Consider the following 17,924-nt stretch of genomic DNA (forward strand, 5'->3'; position numbering starts at 1 on the left):
TCAGCCAATCTTTTCTATGACTCTGCTGGACCAGCTTGCCCGACAGGCCGACCGCCGCAGCCAGCGTTGGCTGATGCTACTCAGTGCCGCTGTGCTGCTTCTGTTCATCATTAGCCTGTGTGCCGGTGATAACTGGATCCCCCCCACACAATGGTTTAGCGCATCGAACGACCTCTTCGTCTGGCAACTGCGTTTGCCGCGCACCCTGGCTGTATTGCTGGTGGGTGCCGCGCTGGCGGTGAGTGGCGTGGTGATGCAGGCGCTGTTTAATAATCCGCTGGCAGAACCCGGCCTGCTGGGCGTGTCCAATGGTGCGGGAATCGGTCTAGTGCTGGGGGTGATGCTGGGTAATGGCTCGTTGTGGAGTCTGGCGTTGGCCGCCATGGCGGGTGCGTTATTCATCACCCTCATTCTGCTGCATTTTGCTCACCGTCAGCTATCGGCTACTCGCCTGCTGCTGACGGGCGTGGCGCTCGGCATTATCTGTAGCGCCATCATGACGTGGGCGGTGTACTTTAGCACCAGCCTCGATCTGCGCCAGCTGATGTACTGGATGATGGGCGGCTTCAGCGGCATTGACTGGCGTTACGGCTGGATGATGCTGGCACTGTTGCCGGTCACGTTACTGCTCATCGCTACCGCGCGCCCTCTCAATTTACTGGCACTGGGAGAGACCTCAGCACGTCAGCTGGGTTTACCGCTGCTGCTGTGGCGCAATCTGTTAGTGCTGGCAATGGGATGGCTGGTGGGGGCCAGTGTGGCGATGGCCGGCGCAATCGGTTTTGTCGGACTGGTGATCCCACATTTGCTTCGGCTGAGTGGCTTGAGTGATCATCGTTATCTGTTACCGGCATCCGCTCTGGCGGGTGCCGCGGTGTTGCTGGGGGCGGATATTATCGCGCGCCTGGTGCTGACCTCCGCGGAATTACCGATTGGTGTGGTGACCGCCACGCTGGGAGCACCACTATTTATTGTGCTATTAGTGAAGTCTTCGCGCTAGCTGCGGCTGGCATCTTGGGTTCAACAACAGGAATCAACAATGAGTATCTATCAAACTGATCTGGTTACACTGGATGGCGAAAAAACCACGTTGGCGCAGTATCAGGATAAAGTCTTGCTGGTGGTTAACGTGGCGTCTAAATGTGGTCTGACGGCGCAGTATGAGCAGCTTGAGTCATTACAAAAAGCCTGGCAGAACAAAGATTTCAGTGTGCTCGGTTTTCCGTGCAACCAGTTCCTTGAGCAGGAACCTGGCAGTAATGAAGAGATCAAAACGTTCTGCAGCACCACTTATGGTGTGACCTTCCCGATGTTCGATAAAACCGACGTCAACGGGGCGAATCGCCATCCCCTGTATGCGCAACTGACTGCGGCTCAGCCAGAGGCCCAGCGTCCTGAAGGCAGCGGTTTCCTGGAACGTATGGTGAGCAAAGGTCGTGCGCCGAAAGCGGAAGGCGATATTCTGTGGAACTTCGAGAAATTCCTGATCAACAAGCAGGGCAAAGTAATTGCGCGTTTCTCACCGGATATGACGCCAGACGATCCGATTATCCTGAAACGCGTTGAGCAGGCATTGGCCGAGTAAATGCTGTTGCAGTGCGAGGGAGTGAGCGTCGCAGGGCGACTGACTCCCGTCGACCTTACCCTGAATGCTGGCTCTCTGGTTCACCTGGTTGGGCCAAATGGCGCGGGCAAAAGCACGCTGTTAAGCGCGCTTTCAGGCCTGCTGCCTGTTAAAGGCAGCATTCGGATAGCTGGCCAGCAACTTGAGACCTTAAGTGGGGCTGCGTTGGCGCAGTTGCGCGCGTGGTTGCCTCAGCAGCAGTTGGCATTAGGGTCGATGCCGGTTTGGCACTTTCTGCGGCTACATTGCTCATCGGCGTCTCCCCAGGCAGATGCCACGCTGTCGGATGTTCTCACTCAGCTCAGCTTGCAACACAAACTGACCTGCAACCTGACACAGCTTTCGGGTGGTGAATGGCAGCGTGTACGGCTGGCCGCAGTCGTATTACAGATTCATCCGTTGCTCAATCCACGCGGGAAGTTGCTGATTCTGGATGAGCCAATGACCGCGCTGGACGTCGCGCAACAGCGTGCGGTGGATAAGTTACTGAGCAGCCTATGCCACGCAGGCATCGCCATCATCGCCAGTGGCCACGACCTCAATCATAGCCTGCGCCATGCGGATATTGTGTGGTTAATGCATCAAGGAAGTATGGTGAGCCAAGGCGGCGCACGGGAAGTATTGACTGCCGAACAACTGGCACCGCTGTATCAGACTCACTTCGAGCAAATCGACACCGCACAAGGCCCGCTGCTGTTTATCCCTTGAATGTCGTTGCCTGAACGGCAGATTTACCGCTAAAGTGTCTGCCGGGCGACGGATTTAAGGATTATTCTGATGCGACTTACGGTTTTTATTCTGGTTCTGCTGTTGGCAGGCTGTAGCAGCCATCGTGCACCGCCGCCGAATGGTCGCCTGTCTGATTCGATTACCGTTATTGCCCAACTCAATGAACAACTCACACACTGGCGGGGAACGCCTTATCGATACGGCGGGTTAAGTCGCGGTGGGGTGGATTGCTCGGGCTTTGTTTATCTGACTTTCCGTGATCAATTTGCCATGCAGCTGCCGCGTTCCACGATTGATCAAACCGATATTGGCACGCGAATCGACAAAAGTGACCTGCTACCTGGCGATCTGGTATTCTTCAAGACCGGCAGCGGTGAAAATGGCCTGCACGTCGGTATTTATGATACCGATAACACCTTTATTCATGCCTCTACCAGTCAGGGTGTAATCCGTTCCTCACTAGACAATGTTTATTGGCGCAAAGTATTTTGGCAAGCGCGTCGCATCTGATTGAGTACCATACTAGGTAATAATGCCATAAAAGGCGCGTGGTTTTATGCATTATTAATTGTGATGGCAAAGCCTGACTTAACTCTCATTTAAAATGGAACTTTAAATAGCCTTTCTTCAATACTAAAAAGAGTGCTAAGTTTATTTAATCGGTAAGGATATTAACCCCGGTTATTTGGCTTAAGTATTATCTCAGGCTTAAAACCGCTTAATCAGGCATAAAAACAGCGTCTCTTCAAACGTTTGGTCCTATTGCCTGGTGGTTTTCATTGATATACGATGCGCCAATTGCCACTGCTTCTGGCTGTAGAAATGAAAGTCCATTTATCTGCCGACTATCAGTCGGAAACCTGGTTTTATCCAGTTTACTCTCTGGCGGGCCAGCTGACTTCGGTCGAGCTGGTGACGCAATTCGTCCACGACAGCGCACCTATTACGCTGCCGCAGGATTTGTTGTTGCCGCAGTTAGACGATGCGCAGCAATTACGCTTACTGCAGAGCCAGCTTTCATTGCTGGAAAAGTACCGTGAATTTTTTGAGTTACATCAAATTACCGCCTTGGTACGTATTGATGATTCCATGGCCACAATGCTATTGGAAAGCGAATTTCTGTTAAGGAAATTTAAACAACTTTCTTTTATTATTCTGGATGTCAGCGAAACGTTTCCGCAATTAGCCAAGGGAAAAGCGCAGCCGCTTTTAGCTTCCTTACAGCAAGAATTCCGTTTATCACTCTCGCAGTTTGGGGCGGGAAAAGCGCCTGCAACCGCAGTCTATGATAATCTGTTTAACGTATTGAAACTGGATAAGGTCTTTATTCAGGGGCTTGCAAAACGTGCATCTTTTACACCTTTTATGCAAACGATGATTGATACGTTTTCCGATTTCGCCGACCAGATAATTATATGTGGCGTCGACGATGGCCTGCTGCTGGAGAAAGTTAGCCAGTTAAATGGCGCGCAACTGCAAGGAAATTTGTTCCCGGTTGTTAAAGCGGAACGGTTAAGCGATCTTATTTATCCTGATGTGAGCTTGCATACACCCTCAAAGCAGTAATCCTTTCACCTGTTCTCCACCTCGTGTCAGCGTTACACTAAACCTCACTTCGATACACTCAATGTCGGTGCGTTGCACACCTGCATCTACTGGAGTATTAATGCAATTTATCAATAGCTGGCAGCAAGAGTTGCCGGGCTTTTACACCGCGCTGGCCCCGACCCCCTTAGCAGGTGGGCGCTTGTTTTATCACAATGCGCCGCTGGCGGCTGAAATGGGGCTGGAGCCAAACCTGTTTCAAGGCGAAGGCCATGGCGTATGGAGCGGTCGTGAATTACTGCCGGGTATGGCACCGCTGGCTCAGGTCTACAGTGGCCATCAGTTTGGCGTCTGGGCCGGACAGTTAGGTGATGGTCGAGGTATTTTGCTGGGCGAACAGCAGCTGGAAAATGGGCGCAAACTCGACTGGCACCTCAAAGGCGCGGGACTCACTCCTTACTCACGCATGGGCGATGGCCGCGCGGTCATCCGCTCCAGCGTGCGTGAATTTCTGGCTTCCGAAGCATTGCACCACCTTGGTATTCCCACCACGCGTGCCCTGGCACTGGCGATTGGTGAAGAGCCAGTGTTGCGTGAAACCCAAGAGCGCGGCGCCATGCTGATGCGCATCGCGGAGAGCCACCTGCGCTTCGGCCATTTCGAACACTTCTATTATGGTGGTGAACAGGAGAAGGTGCGCCAACTGGCGGATTATGCCATTCACCATCACTGGCCGCAGTTACGCGATCAGGCTGACCGCTATCAGCTTTGGTTCAGCGACATCGTCAAACGTACCGCGAGCCTGATCGCTCACTGGCAGAGTGTCGGCTTTGCACACGGCGTGATGAACACCGACAACATGTCGATTCTTGGATTAACACTGGATTACGGTCCTTACGGCTTCCTGGACGATTACCAGCCCGATTTCATCTGCAATCACAGTGATTATCAAGGCCGCTATGCGTTTGAGAACCAGCCGATGATTGGGCTGTGGAACCTCAACCGTCTGGCGCATGCTCTGTCAGGGTTAATGACCACGGATCAGCTCAAACAGGCGCTGAGTCAATATGAAACCGAACTGATGCGGGTTTGGGGTGAGAAGATGCGTGCCAAGCTGGGGCTGTTAACCGCGGATGCGAATGACAACGCCATTCTCACCTCGCTGCTGGAGTTGATGACGCAAGAACACAGTGATTATACGCTGACGTTCCGTTTGTTAAGCGATACGCAACAGCAGGAGAGCCGTTCACCGCTGCGCGATGAGTTTATCGATCGTGAGGCGTTTGATCGCTGGTATGACACTTATCGCCAACGACTGCTGCAAGATGAAACGACGGATGAACAGCGTCAAACGGTAATGAAAGCCGCTAATCCCGCGCTGATATTGCGTAATTATCTGGCTCAGCAGGTTATCGAAGAGGTCGAGAAAGGGGAAACTGCGGCGTTGGAAACCTTGCATCTGGCATTGCAGCAGCCGTTTAGTGATGCAGCCGTTAGCGCGCAGTTGCGCCAACGGCCACCCGAGTGGGGCAAAACGCTGGAAGTGAGTTGCTCCAGCTAAATTAATTAGAAACGGCTGTCTACCGCGGCAGCCAGTTTCTCCAGCACTTCTTCACTATCTTCCCAGCCAAGGCAGGGATCGGTAATGGACTGCCCGTAAGTTAAGGGTTCACCGCCCACCACCTTCTGGTTACCTTCCTGCAGGAAACTCTCAATCATCACACCCGCAACAGCACGTGAACCCTGGCGAATCTGCGCGGCGATGTCATCCGCGACGTCGCGCTGGCGGCGATGCTGCTTCAGGCAATTACCGTGGCTGAAGTCGATAATCAACTGCTCAGGCAAGTTGAAATCACGCAGGTTCGCTGCTGCTGCCGCCACATCTTCAGCATGGTAATTGGGCTGCTTACCGCCACGCAGGATCACATGGCCGTGCGGATTGCCGCTGGTCTGGTAAATCGTCATCTGGCCATGTTTATCCGGCGAGAGGAACATATGGCTGGCGCGAGAAGCGCGAATCGCATCTACAGCGATCTGCACGTTGCCATCGGTACCGTTCTTGAAACCCACCGGACAGGAGAGTGCCGAGGCCATTTCACGGTGGATCTGACTTTCCGTTGTGCGTGCGCCAATAGCGCCCCAGCTGATCAGGTCGGCAATAAACTGGCCGATCACCATATCGAGAAATTCGGTGGCGGTCGGCATCCCCAGTGCATTGATATCCAGCAGCAGTTTGCGGGCGATAGCGATGCCGCGGTTGACGTCAAAACTGCCGTCGAGATCAGGATCAGAAATCAAACCTTTCCAACCCACCACAGTGCGCGGCTTCTCAAAATAGGCGCGCATTACAATTTCAAGGCGATCTTTGTAGCGCTCACGCAAGAGATTCAGGCGTTCGGCGTATTCAATCGCCGCTTTGGGATCGTGCAATGAGCACGGACCGATAATCACCAGCAGGCGCGGGTCTTCACCCGTCAGGATACGGGCAATGCGCTGGCGCGCAGCGGTGACGTTAGCGGCAATCTCCGCCGAAATAGGGTGTTCTTGCGCGAGGGCCGCTGGCGTTAGCAGGCTGCCGATGCGCGCAGTACGCAGTTCATCAGTCTTGTTCATTGGGACTCTCAAAATTCTGTTCTTCGCAGCGGTGAAATACCGGGAAGTGATGGTGGTCACAATAAACCAATAGCTCGCGAATTCAACCCGCTAAAAAGAAAGGAAAGTTATTCAAGACGGAAGCCAGGCTTTACGGCCTGGCTTACACGCTAATACATGCTGCGGCGCAGCCCCATAATGTCGAGGATTTTGGTGGCAATCTCCTCGACCGAATAGTTGGTACTGTTGAGGTAGCGAATTTGATGGGTACGGAACAACGCTTCGACTTCACCCACTTCAAGGCGGCACTGACGCATTGACGCATACCGGGTATTTTCGGCGCGCTCCTGACGGATCGCCGCCAGGCGCTCGGGATCGATGGTTAATCCAAAGAGCTTATGCTGATGTGCGCGTAATGCGGGGGGTAATTTTAGATTATCCATGTCATCCGCGATAAAGGGGTAGTTTGCCGCACGCACACCAAACTGCATCGCCAGATAGAGGCTGGTCGGCGTTTTGCCACAGCGCGAGACGCCAAGCAGAATGACCTGTGCATCTTCCAGACCGCGCAGAGAAATACCATCATCGTGGGCCAGGGTGTAATCAATCGCGGCGATACGCGCATCATATTTGCCCAGATTGCTGGCAGTCAGCCCGTGAGTACGATGCGCCACGGGCATCGAAGCTACACCGAGTTCGCTTTGCAACGGGGCGACCAGTGCCTGCACGATGTCCTGACAGAAGCCTTCACTCTCCAGAATGATCTCGCGGACGTCAGGCGTCACAATTGAGAAAAACACTAACGGACGCACGCCACTCTGCTGGTACAAAGCATTAATTTGCGCTTTAACCGCCTGCGCGCGCTGGACATTCTCAACAAAAGGCAGGGTGACACTGTTAGTGCTAACGGGAAATTGTGAGAGCACTGCGTGCCCCAAAACTTCAGCGGTAATGGCGGTGCCATCTGAAATGTAGAACACACTGCGTTCAGTGCTCATAGGCAAGCAATCCTCTCATTTACTTTTACATAACAATCTCACTGCCAATATTTCATTTTAATTAAAAATAAAATGAAATATCCATATCAGTGACGGTCACATCACACAAGGCTGTTCTTCAAAAGGGAATATTAGATGAAATGCTGTTTTGAAAAACGCTATTTACTCGCATTTTCCATTTAATCTGGGAAATAAAGTCTGATGCTGTTGCGCAACGAAAAGCAATCTCTAACCCTCTGAAAAAGGGAAAAATATCACTGTAGCCATTTGCGGTCGGTTAATAAGCCTGTTGCGCAACTCGATTTATGACGGGTACTAATCCGATTTTGCGTTTCTTTTTCTGCTTTAACGATTCAACACTTAGTCTTTATTTATTGATTGTGCCAGGCTGTTTTGGCGAATAGCAAATTGTTCCATGTGCTCCAATCATTTAAATGAAGGATAATCTCAATGTCCAATCAAGACCAACAGTCGCTAGTGCTCTGGTACAACCAGCTTGGCATGCATGATGTTGATCGGGTGGGGGGCAAGAATGCTTCCCTGGGAGAAATGATTACGAACTTGTCGTCTCTGGGCGTATCCGTGCCAAACGGTTATGCGACGACATCTTACGCTTTTAATCTGTTTCTCGACCAAAGCGGACTGAACCAGCGTATTTATGATTTGCTGGACGTTACGGATATTGATGATGTGGAAGAGCTGGCGAAAGCTGGCAAACAAATTCGTCAATGGGTTGTTGATACGCCATTCTTGCCTGAACTGGAAGAGGCGATACGAACAGCCTATGAGCAGCTCTCTTCTGATGACCCCGACGCTTCGTTTGCGGTGCGTTCTTCTGCAACGGCGGAAGATATGCCCGATGCCTCGTTCGCCGGTCAACAAGAGACATTCCTCAACGTGCAGGGATTTGACGCGGTGCTGGTGGCCGTGAAGCACGTTTATGCTTCTTTGTTTAACGACCGTGCGATCTCCTATCGTGTGCATCAAGGCTACGACCATCGCGGTGTGGCGTTGTCGGCCGGGATTCAGCGCATGGTGCGATCGGACCTCGCTTCATCGGGGGTGATGTTCACCATAGATACCGAGTCCGGTTTCGACCAGGTGGTGTTTATCACCTCGGCGTTCGGTCTGGGTGAGATGGTGGTGCAGGGCGCGGTTAACCCAGACGAATTTTACGTGCATAAACCGACGCTGGCGGCTAACCGCCCGGCGATTGTACGCCGAACCATGGGCTCGAAAAAAATTCGCATGGTGTATGCCGATTCCCAAGAGCATGGGGAGCAGGTGCGGATTGAAGATGTCGATCAAGAACAGCGTGACCGCTTCAGCCTGACCGATGACGAAGTGCAAGATCTGGCGCGTCAGGCGGTGTTGATTGAGCAGCACTACAAACGCCCAATGGATATTGAGTGGGCAAAAGATGGTCACACCGGCAAGCTGTTTATCGTGCAGGCCCGTCCGGAGACTGTCCGTTCCAATGGTCAGGTGATGGAACGCTACACCTTGCAGGGCAAAGGCAAAGTGCTGGTCGAAGGCCGAGCCATCGGACATCGTATTGGCGCGGGTGAAGTGAAGGTGATTCACGATATCAGCGAAATGCATCGTATCGAGAAAGGTGACGTGCTGGTGACCGACATGACGGACCCGGATTGGGAGCCGATCATGAAGAAAGCCTCAGCGATTGTTACCAACCGTGGTGGGCGTACTTGCCATGCCGCGATCATCGCACGTGAACTGGGTATTCCTGCGGTGGTGGGATGTGGCGATGCGACAGATCATCTCAAAGATGGCCATAAGGTGACGGTCACTTGTGCGGAGGGCGACACCGGCTACGTTTACCAGGATCTGCTGGACTTTGAAGTCACCAGCTCACAAGTGGATACCATGCCCGATCTGCCACTGAAGATTATGATGAACGTCGGTAACCCCGATCGTGCATTTGATTTTGCTTGCCTGCCCAATGAGGGGGTCGGGCTGGCGCGTCTGGAATTCATCATCAACCGTATGATCGGCGTGCATCCAAAAGCGCTGCTGGAATTTGACCAGCAGACGCCAGAGATTCAGCAGCAGATTCGTCAGATGATGAAAGGGTTTGACGATCCGGTTGAATTCTACATTGCGCGCCTGACCGAGGGAATTGCCACGCTGGGTGCGGCCTTTGCGCCAAAACGCGTTATTGTGCGTCTCTCTGACTTCAAATCCAACGAATACGCTAACCTCGTGGGGGGGGAGCGTTATGAGCCTGAAGAAGAGAACCCGATGCTGGGCTTCCGTGGGGCGGGTCGCTATGTGGCGGACAGCTTCCGTGACTGTTTCGCGTTAGAGTGCGCAGCAGTGAAGCGGGTGCGTAACGAGATGGGTCTGACTAACGTCGAAATTATGATTCCGTTTGTGCGTACCGTAGACCAGGCTGCCGCCGTTGTGGAAGAGCTAGGCAAGCAGGGTCTGAAACGTGGCGAGAATGGCCTGAAGGTGATCATGATGTGTGAGATTCCTTCTAATGCCTTGCTGGCGGAACAGTTCCTGCAGTATTTCGACGGCTTCTCTATCGGTTCGAACGATATGACCCAGCTGGCGCTGGGGCTGGATCGTGATTCCGGCGTGGTGTCTGCGCTGTTCGATGAGCGTAACGAGGCGGTTAAAGCGCTGCTGTCGATGTCGATTCAGGCCGCGAAGAAGCAGGGTAAGTACGTCGGTATCTGTGGGCAGGGGCCGTCAGATCATGAGGACTTTGCCGCCTGGTTGATGGATCAGGGCATTGATAGCCTGTCACTCAATCCAGATACCGTGGTGCAAACCTGGTTGAATCTGGCTGAGCTGGATGCTGCAAAATCTTAGTCAGCTATTAATTAGGACGCTTTCAGTAAGATTCTGAAGTGTCCTTGCTGAAATCATCAAGGCCAGCTCTGCTGGCCTTTTGTTTATGCATAAAAAATGCAAAAAAAAAAGCCCATCACAGGGGATGGGCAAAGACTACACACAGCAATTCTTTACTTTACTCAGGGGAAAAAGGTTGTTTAAAAATCAGTGGTTTGATCTCAAACTTAGGATTCATGTTATTCACACCGCCTGCTGGCGTCTTTAAGAATCCTCTTATTAGTTTAAAGCTGATAATCTTTCGTGGCCTTTTTCACCGGTTTAGCCTGATGATTCAGTGCGAAAAATAATCATTCCGTTAGCGAAACTCTCCTAAATAGGCCAAATCTGCGTTTTTTCTTAAAAATCGCTTATGAAAAATAATGCGTAACGGAAGCAATTAAGTGATGGCGATTAACAGGCATTAATTGCCATCGCATAAGGCAAATGAGAGAAGAGAGAGACGGTGCGCGTTAACGCACCGTTTTGGAGGGTGTCAGTCGTTACGGTTGATCTTCTTCGTGCTCGGCCAGCGCTTCAATTGCCGTTTGCGGGTCATCATCAGGTGCGGGGGCTTCATGCATCCACACGGAAACCAGACGATAGGATACCGCCAGCACCACCGGTCCAATAAACAGCCCGATCATGCCGAAGGCGATCAATCCACCGATGACGCCAGAGAGGATTAAAATCATCGGCAAATCTGCGCCCATACGAATCAGCATCGGACGCAGCACGCTATCAAGCGTGCCGACCACGCAACTCCACACCAGTAATATGGTGCCCCAGGTCGTATCACCACTCCAGTAGAGCCAGATGATGGCCGGCACCAGCACCACTAACGGGCCAAGCTGCACCAGGCACGTCAGAATCATCAGCACGGTGAGCAAGGTGGCATAAGGAATGCCGGAAATCGCCAGGCCAATGCCGCCCAGCACACCCTGTACCAGCGCTGTCACCACCACGCCCAATGCCACGGCACGGATTGCTTGTCCGGCCAACAGCACTGCCGCATCGCCGCGACGTCCGCCCATGCGATAAGCAAAGTGGCGAATGCCATGACCGACTTGTTCACCGCGCCAGTAAAGCAGCACGCTAAACAGCAGCATCACAGCGAGGTGGATCATAAAGCGGCCAAAGTGGCCAGCCTGTGCGACAAAGAAGCCCGTGGTGCGACCAATGTAAGGTTGCAGCTGATTTAAAATCGCCGTACCGCCGCCATCGACCATTTTGTGGTAGCTGGAGTAGGTTTTGTTACCGACATATGGAATTTCACGCAGCCAGACAAAGTCCGGGAAAACCAGATGGCGTTGCGTGGCCCAGGCAATCACCGGCGCGCTGTTGTCGATCAGGCTACTCACCAGCAGGGCTATCGGAATAATAAACAGCAGCAGTAACAGAATGGTCATGGCGATCACCGCCAGCGATCGTCGTCCCCACAGCAGATGCTGCAAACGTATCATTAATGGCCAGGTGGCAATCACCACCATGCTGGCCCAGGCAAAGCCCAGAATGAAGGGTTGTACCACCCACAGGCAGGCGATGATCATGATCAGTATGAACATCAACGAGAACAGCAGTTGCGGTAGATCCATACCGCGTTGCAGGCTTTTCATCACAACGTTTTGACCTCAATTAATCCTTCATGGTGGGCCGCACGGGCCCTAATCAATGATGAGCTATTTCCTGAAAATTAAACAGAAAAAAGCAGGTGTCGCAGAGGTCTTTCCTGAAAAAACAGCAGGCGATAAAAAAATATGATAAAACCAATGGTTGAAAAAAATAACCACGCAAACGTTTACAACATCTCGGTCGCGCAATAATGATCCCACAGATTTCCCAGGCACCCGGCCTCGTTCAACGGGTGCTGACATTCCTGCAGTCATTAAAAGAGCAAGGATTTACCGGTGATACCGCCACGAGCTATGCCGATCGGCTATCACTTTCTACCGATAACAGCATTTATCAGCTGTTACCTGATGCAGCGCTGTTCCCACGCTCGACCGCCGATGTCGCGTTGATTGCGCGTTTGGCTGGCGAGGAGCGGTTCAGCAGCCTGACCTTCGCCCCACGCGGGGGGGGCACCGGCACGAATGGTCAATCACTGAATCAGGGTATCGTGGTCGACATGTCGCGCTACATGAATCGCATCCTGGAAATTAATCCTGAACAGGGTTGGGTGCGCGTTGAAGCGGGCGTGGTGAAAGATCAACTGAATGCCTGGCTGAAGCCTTATGGCTTTTTCTTCTCGCCTGAACTCTCTACCAGTAACCGCGCGACCTTAGGGGGCATGATAAACACCGATGCTTCTGGTCAAGGCTCTCTGGTGTATGGCAAAACCTCCGATCACGTTGAAGGTTTGCGCGCCGTATTAATCGGCGGCGATATTCTTGATACCCGCGCGATGCCGACCACGCTGGCAGAGCAAATGGCCGCCACCCCGACTGCGGAAGGGCGCATCTATCATGAAGTGCTCAATCGTTGCCGCGGTCAGCGCGAGCTGATTCTGGAAAAATTCCCCAAACTGAACCGCTTCCTGACGGGCTACGACCTGCGTCACGTGTTCAGTGATGATTTGCAAACCTTTGACCTGACGCGCTTGTTGTGTGGTGCCGAGGGGACGCTGGCCTTCATCACCGAAGCGCGCCTCGATATCACACCCATTCCGAAAGTACGGCATCTCGTCAATATCAAATATGACTCGTTTGACTCCGCGCTGCGTAATGCGCCCTTTATGGTCGAAGCCAAAGCACTGTCTGTCGAAACCGTGGATTCAAAAGTGCTGAACCTGGCGCGCGAAGATATCGTGTGGCATTCAGTGAAAGAGCTGATTACTGATGTGCCTGACAAAGAGATGCTCGGCCTGAACATCGTTGAATTTGCCGGTGACGATGGTGAACTGATTGAACACCAGGTCAAGAGTTTGTGTGCACGGCTGGATGAGCTGATGCAGCAACAGCAAGGCGGCGTGATTGGCTATCAGCTGTGTAACGATTTGGGCGGCATTGAGCGCATCTACAATATGCGCAAAAAAGCCGTAGGCCTGTTGGGTAACGCGAAAGGGCGTGCCAAGCCGATTCCGTTTGTCGAGGATACCGCTGTCCCACCAGAGCAGTTAGCCGATTACATTGTCGATTTCCGTGCCTTACTCGACAGCCATGGTTTGAGCTATGGCATGTTTGGTCACGTTGATGCGGGGGTGCTGCACGTGCGCCCGGCGCTGGATATGTGCGACCCGCAGCAAGAGCTATTAATGAAACAAATCTCCGATGAAGTGGTGGCGCTAACGGCTCGCTACGGCGGATTACTGTGGGGCGAGCACGGCAAAGGTTTCCGCGCCCAGTACAGTCCAGCCTTCTTCGGTGAAACCCTGTTCAACGAACTGCGACGCATCAAAGCCGCTTTTGACCCGGATAATCGCATGAATCCTGGCAAAATCTGCACACCTTTTGGCTGCAGTGAGCCGATGATGCAGGTGGATGCCGTCAAACGTGGCACCTATGATCGCCAGATCCCGGTCACCGTGCGTAACGACTGGCGGGGAGCCATGGAGTGCAACGGTAACGGTTTATGCTTCAACTTTGATGCGCGCAGCCCGATGTGCCCATCCATGAAAATTACCCGCAACCGTATCCATTCTCCAAAAGGCCGTGCCACATTAACGCGTGAGTGGCTGCGTTTGTTGTCAGAGCAGGGCGTTGATCCCTCTCAGCTGGAGCAGGCACTGCCGAAGCAGGGCGCCAGTCTGCGTACCTTGATTCAACGCACCCGTAACTCCTGGCACGCGAAACAGGGCGAATATGATTTCTCGCATGAAGTCAAAGAGGCCATGTCCGGTTGCCTCGCCTGCAAAGCCTGTTCGACCCAGTGTCCGATAAAGATAGATGTGCCGAGTTTCCGCTCGCGCTTCCTGCAGCTGTATCACACCCGCTATCTGCGCCCGGTGAGCGATCATTTGGTGGCAACGGTGGAGAGTTATGCGCCGTTAATGGCAAAAGCGCCGAAAGTGTTCAACTTCTTTCTCAAGCAGCCATGGGTTCGCGAGTTGAGTCAAACCCATATCGGCATGGTGGATCTGCCGCTGCTCTCATCTCCGAGCCTGAAACAGCAGCTCAGTGGTCATCCGGCGATGAGCCTGACGCTGGAGCAGCTCGAAGCGATGGATGTGGCTCAGCGTGAAGACTGCGTGCTGGTGGTGCAGGATCCTTTCACCAGCTATTACGAAGCCAAGTTAGTGACTGATTTCGTGAAGCTGATTGAAAAGCTGGGCTATCGCCCAGTGCTGCTGCCGTTTTCACCTAATGGCAAAGCGCAACACGTGAAGGGCTTCCTGCAGCGTTTTGCACGTACCGCCACTAAAACTGCAGAACTTCTTAACCGCGTGGCAAAACTGGGTATGCCCATGGTCGGCGTCGATCCGGCCACCGTGTTGTGCTATCGCGACGAATATAAAGAAGTCCTGGGCGAGCAGCGAGGTGAGTTCCAGGTGCAACTGGTTCACGAATGGTTACAGCAAGCGACAGACTCGCGCACCGTGCAAATGGCCAGTGGGGAAGCCTGGTATCTGTTCGCACACTGTACAGAAGTAACCGCGCTGCCCTCCACTCCCAACCAATGGCAGGATATTTTTGCGCGCTTCGGCGCTAAGCTGGAAAACGTCAATGTCGGCTGCTGCGGCATGGCCGGCACATACGGCCACGAAAGTAAAAACCTGGAGAATTCACTGGGGATTTATGCGCTTTCATGGCATCCACAGTTGCAGAAGCTACCGCGTCAGCGTTGTCTGGCAACTGGCTTCTCGTGCCGTAGTCAGGTCAAACGAGCAGAAGGCAATGGCATGCGGCATCCACTGCAAGCGCTGCTGGAAATGATGTAAACAAATTGTAGTAGACGTCACAAAGCTGGATTAGAATATCCAGCCTGCGTGACGGACGAAATCACTTTGCAGGCTGGTGGCTTGGTCCCACTGGCCGCTGAGCGCCAGTTGATGACACAAGCGAGTCAACGACAGGCGCGCCAGTTGATAAGCCTGAATACGGAACAAACGGTCGCGATCGGCATTGCCCATCTCCTGCACCAAGCGGTGATGGAGCTTGCCCATGGCATGCAAATAGCTTTGATCGTCGCCGTTCAGTTCGCAGATTTCGGCCATGTCGAGGCAGGTATCGTTAAAGCGGCGCAGTTGGTCGATAGTACAATCGGTGCGGTTGAGCTTAGCCTGAGCCATATAGAAGTCTACGGTGATATCACGCACCGAAAACTTATATTCATCGATTTTGTGTTGTAACCAGGCCGAGACGGTAAGCGTCATGTCGCTGCTCTAAATGGGTTAATGATAATCATTATCATATTCAACCGCGTCAGGAATGCAATTCCCGCAATGAAATTTTATTGATTTCCTTTGCCTGTTAGTAAAATCGGCAATAACAATCTCTTTACATTGAAGAAAGGCGTAACCTATCAATTGTGACATTACCGTAAAGTTGAATTTTTAAATTTTTCGATATTTTAACGGGTTACGCAGTAAAGGCGCGCACGGGAATGCCGCTCACAAGCTGGTGTGAAGGGACTATGCTTAATAAAGCAGCAGTAAAAAACAGCACGAGATGATTATCCCTGCAAAACAAGCGGTTGAAGTGATATCTGATATCACTACCATAGGGGGATAGCCTGAAAAGGCCCAGACTTACGAGGTAGCACCATGTCATCAGTAAATGCAGCTTCTTTTTCACCCGAAGATTTCGTCTGGAAAGGACTTACGCTGACCGAAACGGCAGCGAAACAGATTCTTAGCCTGGTTGATCAGGATCCTGAAATTAAAGGCCTGAAACTGGGTGTGAAGCAGTCCGGCTGTGCCGGTTTTGGGTACGTTATGGATCTGGTGAAAGAGCCTGCCGATGACGACCTGACGTTTGAGCAATTCGGCGCAAAATTATTTGTGCCACTTCAGGCGATGCCGTTTGTTGACGGTACCGAGCTGGATTATGTCCGTGAAGGCCTGAATCAGATTTTTAAATTCAACAACCCTAAAGCTCAGCACGCCTGCGGGTGCGGTGAGAGCTTTGGCGTCGAGTAAGTGAAATATGTCACGACACAGCGAAGCATCTGACGATGTACAAATGTGGGAAGGTAGCCTGAACTACAAAGAAGGCTTCTTTACCCAGTTGCAAACCGACGAAATGGCTCACGGCATTAACGAAGATGTTGTGCGCGCTATTTCGGCCAAACGTAACGAACCTGAGTGGATGCTGGAATTCCGTCTCAAGGCGTTCCGCGCCTGGTTAGAGATGGAAGAGCCGCACTGGCTGAAAGCGAACTACACCAAACTCGATTATCAGGATTACAGCTATTACTCTGCGCCGTCCTGCGGCAATTGTGATGACAGCTGTGCCTCTGAACCGGGTGCGACCCAGACTTCTGGCAGCGTAGCGTCAAGCGACTACCTGACCAAAGAAGTGGAAGACGCGTTCAACCAGTTGGGCGTTCCGGTACGTGAAGGGCGTGAAGTGGCGGTTGACGCCATTTTCGACTCCGTATCCGTTTCCACCACCTATCGTGACAAACTGGCTGAGCAGGGCATTATTTTCTGCTCTTTCGGTGAAGCCATTCATGATCATCCAGAGCTGGTGCAGAAATACCTCGGCACAGTGGTTCCGCCTAACGATAACTTCTTCGCGGCGCTGAACTCAGCGGTGGCTTCTGACGGAACCTTCGTTTACATCCCGAAAGGCGTGCGCTGCCCGATGGAGTTGTCAACCTACTTCCGTATCAACGCCGCCAAAACCGGACAGTTTGAACGTACGATTCTGATTGCCGACGAAGACAGCTATGTGAGCTACATCGAAGGTTGCTCCGCGCCGGTGCGTGATACCTACCAGCTGCACGCCGCAGTGGTTGAAGTCATCATTCATAAAAATGCGGAAGTGAAGTACTCCACCGTTCAGAACTGGTTCCCTGGTGGTGAAGGCGAGGGCGGTATCCTCAACTTCGTGACCAAGCGCGCCCTGTGCGAAGGCGATCACAGCAAAATGTCCTGGACTCAGTCTGAGACCGGCTCTGCCATCACCTGGAAATACCCGAGCTGCATCCTGCGCGGTGATTATTCTGTGGGCGAGTTCTACTCTGTGGCACTGACCAGCGGTCGCCAGCAGGCGGATACCGGCACCAAGATGATCCACATTGGTAAAAACACCAAGTCGACCATCATCTCGAAAGGGATCTCCGCCGGTAAGAGCGAAAACACCTATCGTGGCCTGGTGAAAATCATGCCAACCGCGACTAACGCGCGTAACTTCACCCAGTGTGACTCCATGCTGATTGGCCCGGACTGCGGTGCGCACACCTTCCCGTATGTGGAAACGCGCAACAACACCGCACAGCTGGAACATGAAGCCACCACGTCACGTATTGGTGAAGATCAGATGTTCTACTGTCTGCAGCGTGGCATTAGCGAAGAAGATGCGATCTCCATGATCGTTAACGGCTTCTGTAAAGACGTTTTCTCCGAGCTGCCACTGGAATTTGCTGTGGAAGCGCAAAAACTGTTGGCTATCAGCCTTGAGCACAGTGTGGGCTGATGC

General features: G+C 52.6%; 14 protein-coding genes and 1 other RNA gene. 10 read left to right on the top strand and 5 right to left on the bottom strand.

The window, feature by feature from the left end; genetic code table 11:
* Positions 1-16 precede the first annotated feature (16 nt).
* The 6 genes from btuC (at position 17) to ACPUC8_RS22710 (ending at position 5,459) form a co-directional block, all read left to right on the top strand.
* Positions 17-1,000 (top strand): vitamin B12 ABC transporter permease BtuC, encoded by a 984-nt coding sequence (gene btuC, locus ACPUC8_RS22685; protein ID WP_494927400.1) that lies wholly within the window; start codon positions 17-19, stop codon positions 998-1,000.
* Positions 1,001-1,039: 39 nt separating this feature from the next.
* Complete coding sequence (locus tag ACPUC8_RS22690; protein WP_058973119.1) at positions 1,040-1,585, top strand: glutathione peroxidase; 546 nt, start codon at positions 1,040-1,042, stop codon at positions 1,583-1,585.
* Positions 1,586-2,332, top strand: coding sequence for a vitamin B12 ABC transporter ATP-binding protein BtuD (btuD, locus tag ACPUC8_RS22695; RefSeq protein WP_039335752.1), 747 nt, complete (start codon positions 1,586-1,588; stop codon positions 2,330-2,332).
* Positions 2,333-2,401: 69 nt separating this feature from the next.
* Complete coding sequence (locus ACPUC8_RS22700) at positions 2,402-2,863, top strand: NlpC/P60 family protein (protein ID WP_039335754.1); 462 nt, start codon at positions 2,402-2,404, stop codon at positions 2,861-2,863.
* Positions 2,864-3,175: 312 nt separating this feature from the next.
* Positions 3,176-3,919 carry an EAL domain-containing protein gene (locus ACPUC8_RS22705; RefSeq protein WP_039335825.1) on the top strand — a complete coding sequence of 248 codons (744 nt, stop codon included), beginning with the start codon at positions 3,176-3,178 and terminating at the stop codon, positions 3,917-3,919.
* Positions 3,920-4,019: 100 nt separating this feature from the next.
* Positions 4,020-5,459, top strand: coding sequence for a protein adenylyltransferase SelO (locus tag ACPUC8_RS22710; protein WP_494927401.1), 1,440 nt, complete (start codon positions 4,020-4,022; stop codon positions 5,457-5,459).
* Positions 5,460-5,464: 5 nt separating this feature from the next.
* Here the strand turns inward: ACPUC8_RS22710 and ACPUC8_RS22715 are convergent, their stop codons facing one another.
* Entirely contained in the window at positions 5,465-6,511 is a 1,047-nt protein-coding gene (locus ACPUC8_RS22715; RefSeq protein WP_039335758.1) for a 3-deoxy-7-phosphoheptulonate synthase, read from the bottom strand.
* 149 nt (positions 6,512-6,660) lie between these two features.
* Positions 6,661-7,494 (bottom strand): posphoenolpyruvate synthetase regulatory kinase/phosphorylase PpsR, encoded by an 834-nt coding sequence (gene ppsR, locus ACPUC8_RS22720; RefSeq protein WP_039335760.1) that lies wholly within the window; start codon positions 7,492-7,494, stop codon positions 6,661-6,663.
* 444 nt (positions 7,495-7,938) lie between these two features.
* Here ppsR and ppsA point away from each other — a divergent pair, with 444 nt between their 5' ends.
* On the top strand, positions 7,939-10,326 hold the full coding sequence (gene ppsA, locus ACPUC8_RS22725; protein WP_039335763.1) for a phosphoenolpyruvate synthase: 2,388 nt from the start codon (positions 7,939-7,941) through the stop codon (positions 10,324-10,326).
* A gap of 100 nt (positions 10,327-10,426) precedes the next feature.
* On the opposite strand, the gene rprA is transcribed toward ppsA, so the two are convergent.
* Both rprA and ydiK read right to left on the bottom strand, forming a co-directional pair.
* Positions 10,427-10,535: antisense sRNA RprA (gene rprA, locus ACPUC8_RS22730), an RNA gene on the bottom strand.
* 312 nt (positions 10,536-10,847) lie between these two features.
* A complete protein-coding gene (ydiK, locus tag ACPUC8_RS22735) occupies positions 10,848-11,960 on the bottom strand; it encodes an AI-2E family transporter YdiK (protein ID WP_039335765.1) in 1,113 nt (370 codons plus the stop codon).
* 206 nt (positions 11,961-12,166) lie between these two features.
* Between ydiK and ydiJ the strand changes: the two genes are divergently transcribed.
* Entirely contained in the window at positions 12,167-15,220 is a 3,054-nt protein-coding gene (gene ydiJ / locus ACPUC8_RS22740; protein ID WP_039335767.1) for a D-2-hydroxyglutarate dehydrogenase YdiJ, read from the top strand.
* 30 nt (positions 15,221-15,250) lie between these two features.
* On the opposite strand, the gene ACPUC8_RS22745 is transcribed toward ydiJ, so the two are convergent.
* On the bottom strand, positions 15,251-15,655 hold the full coding sequence (locus ACPUC8_RS22745) for a hypothetical protein (RefSeq protein ID WP_039335769.1): 405 nt from the start codon (positions 15,653-15,655) through the stop codon (positions 15,251-15,253).
* 390 nt (positions 15,656-16,045) lie between these two features.
* Between ACPUC8_RS22745 and sufA the strand changes: the two genes are divergently transcribed.
* Positions 16,046-16,420: a Fe-S cluster assembly scaffold SufA gene (gene sufA, locus ACPUC8_RS22750; RefSeq protein ID WP_039335772.1), complete on the top strand. Its 375-nt coding sequence runs from the start codon at positions 16,046-16,048 to the stop codon at positions 16,418-16,420.
* Between the two features lie 7 nt (positions 16,421-16,427).
* A complete protein-coding gene (sufB, locus tag ACPUC8_RS22755) occupies positions 16,428-17,921 on the top strand; it encodes a Fe-S cluster assembly protein SufB (protein WP_039335774.1) in 1,494 nt (497 codons plus the stop codon).
* Positions 17,922-17,924 lie beyond the last annotated feature (3 nt).

It is taken from the genome of Pantoea sp. CFCC18177 (assembly GCF_059412425.1).

Bases quoted from the DNA above. Each gene is read 5' to 3' on its own strand.
- btuC (WP_494927400.1), top strand. From the start codon at position 17: ATGACTCTGCTGGACCAGCTTGCCCGACAGGCCGACCGCCGCAGCCAG.
- ACPUC8_RS22690 (WP_058973119.1), top strand. From the start codon at position 1,040: ATGAGTATCTATCAAACTGATCTGGTTACACTGGATGGCGAAAAAACC.
- btuD (WP_039335752.1), top strand. From the start codon at position 1,586: ATGCTGTTGCAGTGCGAGGGAGTGAGCGTCGCAGGGCGACTGACTCCC.
- ACPUC8_RS22700 (WP_039335754.1), top strand. From the start codon at position 2,402: ATGCGACTTACGGTTTTTATTCTGGTTCTGCTGTTGGCAGGCTGTAGC.
- ACPUC8_RS22705 (WP_039335825.1), top strand. From the start codon at position 3,176: ATGAAAGTCCATTTATCTGCCGACTATCAGTCGGAAACCTGGTTTTAT.
- ACPUC8_RS22710 (WP_494927401.1), top strand. From the start codon at position 4,020: ATGCAATTTATCAATAGCTGGCAGCAAGAGTTGCCGGGCTTTTACACC.
- ACPUC8_RS22715 (WP_039335758.1), bottom strand. From the start codon at position 6,511: ATGAACAAGACTGATGAACTGCGTACTGCGCGCATCGGCAGCCTGCTA.
- ppsA (WP_039335763.1), top strand. From the start codon at position 7,939: ATGTCCAATCAAGACCAACAGTCGCTAGTGCTCTGGTACAACCAGCTT.
- ydiK (WP_039335765.1), bottom strand. From the start codon at position 11,960: ATGAAAAGCCTGCAACGCGGTATGGATCTACCGCAACTGCTGTTCTCG.
- ydiJ (WP_039335767.1), top strand. From the start codon at position 12,167: ATGATCCCACAGATTTCCCAGGCACCCGGCCTCGTTCAACGGGTGCTG.
- ACPUC8_RS22745 (WP_039335769.1), bottom strand. From the start codon at position 15,655: ATGACGCTTACCGTCTCGGCCTGGTTACAACACAAAATCGATGAATAT.
- sufA (WP_039335772.1), top strand. From the start codon at position 16,046: ATGTCATCAGTAAATGCAGCTTCTTTTTCACCCGAAGATTTCGTCTGG.
- sufB (WP_039335774.1), top strand. From the start codon at position 16,428: ATGTCACGACACAGCGAAGCATCTGACGATGTACAAATGTGGGAAGGT.